This window comes from Bacillus sp. JJ722, assembly GCF_036963345.1.
GTDB lineage: Bacteria > Bacillota > Bacilli > Bacillales > DSM-1321 > Bacillus_AD.
The window spans coordinates 59,723-71,077 of record NZ_JBALMO010000006.1 but is presented as its reverse complement, the minus strand read 5'-3'; the positions used below and the strand labels follow the sequence as shown (position 1 = coordinate 71,077).

11 protein-coding genes are annotated in these 11,355 nt (G+C 37.0%); all 11 read left to right on the top strand.

The features are described from left to right. A partial coding sequence (locus tag V7014_RS01180) for a PolC-type DNA polymerase III (RefSeq protein WP_335503148.1) occupies positions 1 to 3,296 on the top strand: 3,296 nt, incomplete at its 5' end. A gap of 412 nt (positions 3,297 to 3,708) precedes the next feature. Next, positions 3,709 to 4,182, top strand: a complete 474-nt coding sequence (gene rimP / locus V7014_RS01175) for a ribosome maturation factor RimP (protein WP_335503145.1) — start codon at positions 3,709 to 3,711, stop codon at positions 4,180 to 4,182. Positions 4,183 to 4,218: 36 nt separating this feature from the next. Beyond that, positions 4,219 to 5,406 carry a transcription termination factor NusA gene (gene nusA / locus V7014_RS01170; protein WP_335503140.1) on the top strand — a complete coding sequence of 396 codons (1,188 nt, stop codon included), beginning with the start codon at positions 4,219 to 4,221 and terminating at the stop codon, positions 5,404 to 5,406. A 14-nt stretch (positions 5,407 to 5,420) separates the two neighbouring features. Further along, complete coding sequence (gene rnpM, locus V7014_RS01165; protein ID WP_335503136.1) at positions 5,421 to 5,693, top strand: RNase P modulator RnpM; 273 nt, start codon at positions 5,421 to 5,423, stop codon at positions 5,691 to 5,693. 7 nt (positions 5,694 to 5,700) lie between these two features. Beyond that, positions 5,701 to 6,003 (top strand): YlxQ family RNA-binding protein, encoded by a 303-nt coding sequence (locus V7014_RS01160; RefSeq protein WP_335503133.1) that lies wholly within the window; start codon positions 5,701 to 5,703, stop codon positions 6,001 to 6,003. A gap of 19 nt (positions 6,004 to 6,022) precedes the next feature. Then, on the top strand, positions 6,023 to 8,194 hold the full coding sequence (infB, locus tag V7014_RS01155) for a translation initiation factor IF-2 (protein ID WP_335503128.1): 2,172 nt from the start codon (positions 6,023 to 6,025) through the stop codon (positions 8,192 to 8,194). Further along, positions 8,191 to 8,469, top strand: a complete 279-nt coding sequence (locus V7014_RS01150; RefSeq protein WP_335503125.1) for a DUF503 domain-containing protein — start codon at positions 8,191 to 8,193, stop codon at positions 8,467 to 8,469. The genes infB and V7014_RS01150 overlap by 4 nt, the downstream gene beginning before the upstream one ends. An 18-nt stretch (positions 8,470 to 8,487) precedes the next feature. Further along, positions 8,488 to 8,853: a 30S ribosome-binding factor RbfA gene (gene rbfA / locus V7014_RS01145; RefSeq protein WP_335503122.1), complete on the top strand. Its 366-nt coding sequence runs from the start codon at positions 8,488 to 8,490 to the stop codon at positions 8,851 to 8,853. 100 nt (positions 8,854 to 8,953) lie between these two features. Beyond that, a complete protein-coding gene (gene truB / locus V7014_RS01140) occupies positions 8,954 to 9,871 on the top strand; it encodes a tRNA pseudouridine(55) synthase TruB (RefSeq protein WP_335503119.1) in 918 nt (305 codons plus the stop codon). 34 nt (positions 9,872 to 9,905) lie between these two features. Then, complete coding sequence (gene ribF / locus V7014_RS01135) at positions 9,906 to 10,853, top strand: bifunctional riboflavin kinase/FAD synthetase (RefSeq protein WP_335503116.1); 948 nt, start codon at positions 9,906 to 9,908, stop codon at positions 10,851 to 10,853. A 131-nt stretch (positions 10,854 to 10,984) separates the two neighbouring features. Then, a complete protein-coding gene (rpsO, locus tag V7014_RS01130; protein ID WP_205061070.1) occupies positions 10,985 to 11,254 on the top strand; it encodes a 30S ribosomal protein S15 in 270 nt (89 codons plus the stop codon). Positions 11,255 to 11,355: the final 101 nt, after the last annotated feature.

The following is an 11,355-nucleotide window of genomic DNA, read 5'->3' as shown; positions in this document are numbered from 1 at the left end:
TGCATACACCGATGAGTCAAATGGATGCGGTAAGTTCTGTTTCGTCGCTTGTAGCACAGGCGGCAAAATGGGGACATAAGGCTGTAGCTATTACAGACCACGCTGTTGCCCAGTCGTTCCCTGAGGCGTTTGGTGCCGGTAAGAAAAATGATATTAAAATTATTTATGGTATTGAAGCGAACTTGGTTAATGATGGTGTGCCGATTGCTTATAATTCAGCGCATCGTTTGTTAGAAGAGGACACTTATGTAGTCTTTGATGTAGAAACGACAGGTTTATCTGCTGTATATGATACGATTATCGAGTTGGCTGCTGTAAAAATAAAAGATGGGGAAATCATTGATACATTTGAATCGTTTGCAAATCCTCATCACCCACTTTCTGCAACGACTATTGATTTAACAGGTATTACGGATGATATGGTGCAGGATGCCCCTGAAGTGGCGGAAGTACTAAAACGTTTCAAAGATTGGACTGGAAACGATGTTCTCGTAGCACATAATGCGAGCTTTGACATGGGATTCTTAAATGTTGGTTACAAAAAGATAGGATTTGATAAAGCCTCAAATCCAGTAATTGATACATTAGAATTAGGGCGATTCCTTTATCCTGAGTTAAAGAATCACCGGTTAAATACTTTAGCTAAGAAATTCGATATTAATTTAACGCAACATCACCGCGCGATTTACGATGCGGAAGCTACAGGACATTTACTGATTAAAATGCTAAAAGATGCAATGGAAAAGGGTATACAGTATCACGATGAATTTAATGAACATATGGGTGAAGGGAAAGCATACCAACGTTCAAGACCTTATCATTGTACTTTGCTTGCGAAGAATGATACGGGATTGAAGAATTTATTTAAGCTTATTTCTTTAGCACATATGTCATATTTCTATCGTGTACCACGAATTCCTCGATCTGTACTCGAAAAGCATCGTGAAGGCCTTATTGTAGGATCTGCATGTGATAAAGGTGAAGTTTTTGAAGGTATGATGCAAAAAGCTCCGGATGAAGTAGAGTCTATCGCGGAGTTCTATGATTACTTTGAGGTTATGCCACCAGAAGTATATGCTCATTTAATTGAATTAGAATATGTACGTGACGAAAGGTCGCTTGAAAGTATTATCGGTAACATTGTAAAACTTGGGAAGAAGATGGGGAAACCTGTCGTTGCTACAGGAAACGTCCATTATTTAAATCCTAATGATAAGATTTATCGCAAAATATTAGTAAGCTCGCAAGGTGGAGCGAATCCATTAAATCGACATAAACTGCCGAATGTTCATTTTAGAACAACGGATGAGATGCTAGAGTGCTTTAAGTTTCTAGGTCCTGAGATAGCGAAGGAAATTGTTGTTGATAATTCAAACTTAATTGCAGATGAAATTGATGTTATTAAGCCGATTAAGGATGATTTGTATACACCAAAGATTCCTGGCTCAGATGAAGAAATGCGTAAAATGAGTTATGATATGGCACACAGCATTTATGGTGAAGAACTACCAGAAATCGTAGAAGCAAGACTTGAAAAAGAATTAAAAAGTATTATTGGTCATGGATTCGCCGTTATTTATTTGATTTCCCATAAACTAGTAAAAAAATCATTAGACGATGGCTATTTGGTAGGTTCTCGTGGTTCGGTTGGTTCGTCTTTTGTTGCAACGATGACAGAAATAACTGAAGTAAATCCGTTGCCTCCACATTATGTGTGTCCGAAATGTAAGCTTTCAGAGTTCTTTAATGATGGATCGGTTGGTTCTGGATTCGATTTACCTGATAAAGATTGTCCAAATTGCGGGATAGCGTTTAAAAAGGATGGACATGATATACCGTTCGAAACCTTCCTTGGATTTAAAGGGGATAAGGTTCCCGATATCGATTTGAACTTCTCAGGTGAATATCAACCACATGCGCATAATTATACAAAAGTGCTGTTTGGAGAGGATTATGTTTATCGTGCTGGAACAATTGGTACGGTTGCAGAGAAAACAGCCTATGGATATGTGAAAGGATATGCTTCTGATCATAATTTACACATACGGGCTGCTGAAGTAGACCGTTTAGTTGCTGGTTGTACAGGTGTTAAAAGAACAACTGGTCAGCATCCAGGTGGAATTATCGTTGTTCCTGATTATATGGATATTTATGATTTCTCACCAATTCAATTTCCGGCAGATAGCCAAAGTGCTGAATGGAAAACGACGCATTTCGACTTCCATTCTATTCATGATAACTTGTTAAAACTTGATATACTTGGACATGATGATCCAACCGTTATTCGTATGCTTCAAGATTTAAGTGGAATTGATCCAAAGACCATTCCGACAGATGATCCCGAGGTAATGAAAATCTTTAGTGGAACAGAATCATTAGGTGTAACAGAAGAGCAAATTATGTGTAAAACAGGTACGCTTGGTATACCAGAGTTTGGAACACGATTTGTTCGTCAAATGCTTGAAGATACGAAGCCAACTACGTTTTCAGAGCTTGTACAAATATCTGGACTTTCCCATGGTACAGACGTTTGGTTAGGTAATGCACAAGAATTAATTCATAATAATACTTGTAACTTAAGCGAAGTTATTGGCTGTCGTGATGACATTATGGTTTATTTAATTTATCAAGGATTAGAGCCATCATTAGCATTTAAAATTATGGAATCGGTTCGTAAAGGTAAAGGGTTATCGGAAGAATTTGAAGAGGAAATGCGAAAGAATGAAGTGCCTGAATGGTATATTGATTCTTGTAAAAAAATAAAATACATGTTCCCGAAAGCCCATGCAGCCGCTTATGTACTTATGGCTGTGCGTATTGCATACTTTAAAGTTCATCATGCGTTACTATACTATGCGGCTTACTTCACGGTTCGTGCGGATGATTTTGATATTGAAGCGATGGCTAGAGGTTCGATGGCGATTCGTGCTAAGATAGAAGAAATCAATGCTAAAGGGCTTGACGCATCTCCTAAAGAAAAAAATACATTAACTGTATTGGAGCTTGCGTTAGAGATGTGTGAACGTGGGTATGCATTCCAAAAGGTTGATCTTTATAAATCACATGCATCTGAATTTATTATTGAAGGCAATACGCTAATTCCTCCATTCAATTCTGTTCCTGGACTAGGGACAAACGTAGCAGAAGCAATTGTTAATGCTAGAAGTGAAGGAGAGTTCCTTTCAAAAGAAGATTTACAAAAAAGAGGTAAGGTATCTAAAACAATTATTGAATATCTTGATAAGCAAGGTTGTTTAGAGGCATTACCAGATCAAAATCAATTATCGCTATTCTAAAAAATAACAAAATGCAATTTAGTCTCCTAACGTTTTGTCAAGTGTAAAAACTTCAAGAAACGGAAGTGCGTTTGCATAAAGGTTTCTTTTATGGTATATTTTTAGTAAGAATTACTTAAGAAGAGACACAGGCCAAGAGTGGGGAAACCCACTCTTTCGTATTGTATCGATATGTTTTTTCAAAAAGAAAGGAGTATGAATAACTTTCTTCGAGAAAACTAACAAGAGCATACGAAGGTTCTTTACATAAGGTGCAAGTAATCATTGTTGGAAATGGTAATACACCTATCAACCACTTTATTGGAATATGTAGCTCTATTTTGTCGTTTATTAGTGGAGGTCGTATTCCTGAATAGAGCGGGTATAGTAAGTCTGTTAAGTAAAATTGCTTTAATTGATAGGAGGGGTTTATTTGAGTCAAAAAGTTACTGATCTGGTAGCAGAGCTTTTAATTGATATATTAGAAAAACATCAATTAGAATTAGTTGATGTGGAATATGTTAAAGAAGGCAAGGATTGGTTTCTGCGCGTGTTCATAGATAAAGATACGGGTGTGGACATTGATGAATGTAGTGTAGTGAGTGAGCAATTAAGCGAAAAACTAGACGAAACAGATCCGATTCCTCACGTTTATTTCTTAGAGGTTTCATCACCTGGTGCAGAGCGACCTTTAAAAAATGAAAAAGATTTTCAAAAATCAATTGGTAAATATGTGAATATTAAAACGTATGAACCGATTGAAGGTAGCAAAGAGTTTGAAGGTACATTGCTTTCATACGATGAAACTGAAATTAAATTATCTATCAAAATTAAAACAAGAACGAAAGAAATTACAATACCTACTGAAAAAGTGGCAAAAGCACGACTTGCTGTTACTTTTTCATAAAATGATAAAAGAAAATGTTGTAAGGGGGATTAACAGATGAGCAGTGAATTATTAGATGCTCTGATTCTCTTAGAAAAGGAAAAAGGTATTTCAAGAGATGTATTAGTAGAAGCAATTGAGGCTGCACTTGTATCAGCATATAAACGTAACTTTAACCAAGCGCAAAACGTGCGCGTTGATTTAAACCTGGGTAAAGGAACAATGCGAGTATTAGCTCGAAAAGACGTTGTAGATGAGGTATTTGATTCACGTCTTGAGATTTCGGTTGAGGAAGCTCGAAGAATTAATCCAAACTATGTAGTAGAAGATGTAGTAGAATTAGAAGTAACACCTAAAGACTTTGGACGTATCGCTGCTCAAACTGCTAAGCAAGTGGTCACACAACGAGTTCGTGAAGCAGAAAGAGGCATTATTTATTCTGAATTTATCGACCGTGAAGAAGATATTATGAATGGAATCGTTCAACGTGTTGATTCACGTTATATTTATGTAAGCCTAGGTAAAATTGAAGCATTGTTACCAGCTAGTGAGCAAATGCCGAACGAACAATACAAGCCACATGATCGCATTAAAGTATTTATCACAAAAGTTGAAAAAACATCGAAAGGACCACAAATCTTTGTGTCTAGAACACATCCTGGTTTGTTAAAACGTCTTTTTGAAACAGAAGTTCCTGAAATTTTTGACGGAACAGTTGAAATTAAATCTGTAGCTCGTGAAGCAGGAGATCGTTCAAAAATCTCTGTAAGCACAGATATTCCAAATGTTGACCCAGTTGGTGCTTGTGTAGGGCAAAAAGGTCAACGTGTTCAAGTGATTGTAAATGAGTTAAAAGGTGAAAAAATTGACATTGTTAAATGGTCAGAAGATCCTGTTGAATTCGTTGCAAATGCACTTAGTCCATCAAAAGTGTTAGAAGTAATAGTGAGTAAAGATGAGAAAGCTACAACAGTTATTGTGCCTGATTATCAATTATCTTTAGCAATTGGTAAACGTGGTCAAAATGCCCGTCTTGCTGCAAAGTTAACGAACTGGAAAATCGACATTAAGAGTGAAACAGATGCTAGAGAAGCAGGCATTTATCCTGTTCAAGCTGACGAATCATTGCTGAACGAACAAGAAGATTTCTTAAGCGGACATGATGAAGATGATGCTTTATTAAGCCGAGCAAGCATTGATGATAGTTATGACGATTTATACAGCGACGATGAAGATATCAATTAATTGAGGTGATAGATATGTCAAGTCGTAAAAAGATTCCATTACGTAAATGTGTTGCTACTGGTGAAATGAAGCCAAAGAAAGAAATGATTCGTATTGTTCGTTCAAAAGAAGGGGAGGTTTCAATCGACCCTACTGGGAAGAAATCAGGGCGTGGAGCGTATATTTCCTTGAACAAAGAAGCCATTTTAACAGCACAGAAAAAGGATGTTCTATCCCGACATCTAGACGCGACAATCGATCCTAGTCTTTATAATGATCTACTTCAACTTGTGGAAAAGGAGAAGTAATTAACAGATGAATCAACCAGCATGGGCATCGTTTTTAGGATTAGCATATAGAGCAAGGAAAGTAGCAACTGGAGAAGAACTCGTTATAAGAGAAGTGAGAAATGGTAAAGCCAAATTGGTTCTATTATCGAGTGATGCTTCAAGCAATACCGAGAAAAAGATAACCGATAAATGCAGTTATTATAACGTTCCTCTAGTAAGAGTAGAGAATAGAGAGCAGCTGGGCAACGCTATTGGTAAAGATGCACGCGTTGTAATAGCAATCCTGGATGAAGGATTTGCTAAAAAGCTGAGAACGTTGGTGCATTAATTTATACGGGGGTGAACGTATGAGTAAAGTACGAGTGTATGAATACGCAAAGAAGTACAATGTATCAAGTAAAGAGATAATTGAAAAGCTAAAAGAAATGAATATAGAGGTAACTAATCATATGGCCACAATCGAAGATCCTACAGTAAAAAAATTAGATCAAGCATATAACGGTAAACAAGATACAAAACAAACTCAAGCGCAACCAACTGCGGACGATGCAGTTGTTGAGAACAAGTACGAAGATCGTCATGTTGAAAATACTGTAACTGTACAAAAATTAAAGAAAAAGCCACCAATTGGACAGAATAAGAAACCTGGACAAAGTGGTCAAACGCCATTTAACAAAAATAGAAGAAAAAATGGTAAAAGAAATAATCAAAATACAAATAAAGTGCCACAAATGCATACACCAAGAAAAGAAAGAGAATTACCAGCAAAAATTACGTTCTCTGAGTCTTTAACTGTTGGTGAACTGTCTAAAAAATTACACCGTGAACCATCTGAACTTATTAAGAAACTTTTCTTATTAGGCGTAATGGCTACGATTAACCAAAGCTTAGATAAAGATGCTATTGAGTTGATTTGTACGGAGTATGGTGTTGAAGTAGAAGAAGAAATCATCATCGATAAAACGGACTTAGAAGCATACACTGCAAGTGAAGAAGATGCGGCACCAAACACGGATGAGCGTCCTTCTGTTGTAACAATTATGGGTCACGTTGACCATGGTAAAACAACTTTACTTGATTCAATTCGTAACACGAAAGTGACTGAAGGCGAAGCTGGTGGAATCACACAGCATATTGGTGCATATCAAGTCGAAGTTAACGATAAGAAGATTACATTCCTTGATACACCTGGTCACGCAGCTTTCACTACAATGCGTGCTCGTGGTGCAAAAGTTACGGATATCGCAATCATCGTAGTTGCAGCTGATGACGGTGTAATGCCTCAAACGGTTGAAGCGATTAACCATGCGAAAGCGGCAGAAGTACCAATCATTATTGCAGTAAACAAAATGGATAAAGAAGCAGCAAATCCTGATCGTGTCATGCAAGAATTAACTGAGCATGGTCTTGTTCCTGAAGCATGGGGTGGAGACACTATCTTCGTTCCTATGTCAGCGAAAAAGGGCGAAGGAATTGATGAATTATTAGAAATGATCATTCTTGTTAGTGAAGTAGAAGAGTATAAAGCAAACCCTAACAAGCTTGCAACTGGTACAGTAATCGAAGCTCAATTAGATAAAGGTCGTGGAGCGGTTGCTACACTACTTGTTCAAAACGGTACTCTTCGTATTGGTGATCCAATCGTTGTAGGTAGCGCATTTGGACGTGTTCGTGCGATGGTTAATGATATTGGTCGTCGTGTAAAAGATGCAGCTCCTTCAACTCCTGTTGAAATTACTGGTTTGAATGAAGTACCTCAAGCAGGTGACTTATTCGTTGTCTTTAAAGATGAGAAGACAGCTCGTCAAGTTGGGGAAGCTCGTTCACAACAACAAGTTCAATCTCAACGTAGTGAAAAAGCTGTTGTAACACTTGATAACTTATTTGAACAAATGAAGCAAGGTGAAGTTAAAGAAATTAACCTAATCGTGAAAGCAGACGTACAAGGATCTGCGGAAGCATTAGCAGCTTCATTGCAAAAAATCGACGTTGAAGGTGTTAAAGTTAAAATCATCCACAGTGGCGTAGGTGCGATCACTGAGTATGATATTATGCTTGCTACAGCTTCAAGTGCAATTGTAATTGGCTTCAACGTTCGCCCTGATGTTAATGCAAAACGTGCAGCTGAGTCTGAACAAGTTGATGTTCGTCTATATAGCATTATTTATAAAGTAATTGATGAAATCGAATCAGCAATGAAAGGTATGCTTGACCCAGAATTCGAAGAGAAGGTAATCGGACAAGCGGAAGTACGTACTACGTTTAAGGTTTCTAAAGTTGGTACGATTGCTGGTTCATATGTACTTGATGGTAAAATCACTCGTGATAGCGGCATCCGTATCATTCGTGATGGTGTAGTAGTTTATGAAGGTGAAGTTGATGCCTTAAAACGCTTCAAAGATGATGCGAAAGAGGTTGCTCAAGGTTATGAGTGTGGTATTACAATCAAGAACTATAATGATCTTAAAGAAGGCGACATCATTGAAGCTTACGTGATGGTAGAAATCGAACGTAAGTGATCGTATGTGCTGAATTCGAAGCCATCATTTATGATGCGCATTCGTTAAAAGAGAAAAGAGCAGTCTTACAACGTATAATTACGAGGCTACAGCACAAGTTTAATGTTTCTGTAGCTGAAGTGGATTATCAAGATTTGTGGCAACGAACGAAGATTTCTGTTGTCACAGTCTCTTCTTCTCATGTTGCATCTGAGAAGGAATTACAACGTGCGTTAAAGTTTGTCGATTCCTTTCCAGAAATTGAACGAACTTTAACAGATATTCAATGGCTTTAATAAAACGAGGTGAAAGTTATGAGCCTTCGTGCAAATCGTGTTGGTGAACAAATGAAAAAAGAATTAACCGAAATCATTGGGCGTAAATTAAAAGATCCAAGAATCGGTTTTGTAACGGTTACTGATGTTCGAGTAACAGGTGATCTTCAACAAGCAACTGTATACGTATCGGTACTTGGAAATGAAGATCAAAAACAAAATACGCTAATAGGTCTTGCTAAAGCAAAAGGATTTATTCGTTCTGAAATTGGTAAGCGTATCCGATTACGTATTACGCCTGAAATCACTTTTGAATGGGATGAGTCGTTAGAATACGGTCATCGCATTGAGAACCTAATTCACCAAATTCATACTGAACAAGACGATAAAAATAACGAAGAGTAATATATAATAGGCTGACTTCAACCGTTCTTTTGAAAAAAGAATAAATGGAGTCAGCCTATTTTCTAAAGAAGAAAAGTAAGTTTAAATTGGAGTGTGTAATGTGGAAGGGATTTTACCTCTTAATAAACCTAAAGGTATGACATCGCATGATTGTGTGTTTAAATTAAGAAAGCTATTGAAAACGAAAAAAGTAGGGCATACAGGTACATTAGATCCAGACGTTACTGGTGTACTTCCTATTTGCATCGGTCGCGCAACGAAAATAGCGCAGTATATAACGGATGCAGGAAAAGCATATGAAGGAGAAGTAACGATTGGTTTCTCGACGACAACGGAGGATCGTAGCGGAGAAGTCGTTGAACAAAAGCCTGTAACACAAGCTTTTTCAAGAAATGAAATACTTCAAGTATTACAAACATTAACGGGTGAAATAGAACAAACACCGCCTATGTTTTCTGCTGTGAAAATAAACGGGAAGAAACTATATGAATATGCTCGTGCTGGTATCGAAATTGAACGCCCTAGTCGTAAAGTTACCATCTATGAACTAACATTATTAGATGATAGGGATGTTTTCGAGGGAGAAACAATTTCGTTTCGTTTTCGAGCTAAATGTTCAAAAGGTACATATATCCGAACATTAGCTGTTATGATAGGCGAATTACTAGGATACCCTGCACATATGTCTGATTTGATTCGTATTCAGTCTTCTAGCTTCACACTCGATGATTGTTTTACATTAGAGCAAGTGGAACAATATGTTCTTGAGGAGCGCCAGCAAGAGTTGTTACGACCGTTAGAGTACGGTTTATCTCATTTGCCGAAAATGAAGATTAATGATACATTAGCTATGAAAGTTTTTAACGGATCGGTTTTACAAAAACCAGAAGATTTACGCGTTGATTCAGAGGAACACTTTGTATTATTCTATAAAGATGTTGCTTTGGCTATCTATAAAATACATGCTAGTAAGCCTGATTATATTAAGCCAGTTAAGGTTTTACGAACTGGTTTATAAGAGAGACAAGGCTTATAAGAAAGAGGAGAAGAAATTGAAAGTAATAAAGCTAGATTATCCTCATACATGTACTAAAGATGATTTCCCTCCGCTGTCTATTGCACTTGGTTTTTTTGATGGTGTTCATAAGGGTCATCAAGCAGTCATTTCTTCAGCAATAGAGACAGCGAAAGCAAATGGGTGGAATTCGGCAGTTATGACTTTTTATCCTCATCCACTTGCTGTACTGAGGAGTAATCAAGAGGTACATTATATTACACCAATTGAAGACAAAATTGCATTAATTGAAAAGCTAGGTGTTGATTATTTATTTGTGGCAAACTTTACGAAAGAGTTTGCAGCATTATTGCCACAACAGTTTGTTGATGAATGTTTAATCAACTTGAACGTTAAACATGTTACAGCTGGATTTGATTACTCATATGGCAGATTAGGAAAAGGAACTATGGAAACGCTACCTTTTCATGCACGAGGAGTACTTTCACAAACGATTGTGCCTAAATTGAGTTTGGATGATGAGAAAATCAGTTCAACTAAAATTCGAAGCTCTTTATTAGAGGGTGATTTTGAAGGTTTCCGCAAGTTAACTGGACGAAATTATGTTACAAAAGGCGTTGTTATTCATGGTGAAAAACGGGGAAGAAAGCTGGGATTTCCAACAGCTAATGTAAAGCTTAGTGATGAGTATATTATTCCATCTACAGGCGTATATGCAGTGAAAGCGACTATAAATAATCGTACATATGATGGTGTATGTAATATTGGCTACAAGCCAACTTTCCACGATGAAAAACCTGATAAACCAAATGTGGAAGTGCATATCTTTGATTTTGAGGATACGATTTATGATTGTGAAATATGCGTAGAGTGGTTTATAAGATTGCGAAGTGAGAAAAAATTTGCTGGTTTAGATGAATTAATCTCGCAAATCTCGCAAGATAAGGATAACGCAAAACAATATTTTGTAAATATTACTTCCTAAACTTGATTTTTTCTTAATAAAATAGTAAGATATTTAACGTATCAAAAATGAACCTGTGCTTGGCTAGTCGAGTCACCGACGCTATGCTCGGCATTCGGGGATTTTTTAAAAAATTTTATGAGGTGAATACAATGGCAATTAGTCAAGAACGTAAAAACGAAATTATCGCAGAATACAAAACACATGCGAACGATACAGGATCTCCTGAAGTTCAAATCGCTGTTTTAACTGCAGAAATCAATGCATTAAACGAGCACTTACGTACTCACAAGAAAGACCACCACTCTCGTCGTGGATTATTAAAAATGGTTGGTAAACGTCGTAACTTACAAACTTATCTACGTAACAAAGATGTTACTCGTTACCGTGAACTAATCAACAAACTTGGTTTACGTCGATAATTTGTAGAGATTCTTTCATTCTTTACAATTTAATGGGGTATACCCATTTTGAAAAAGCGGGATATTTCCCGCTTTTTTCTTGTAAAAAAGATTTTTTTTGT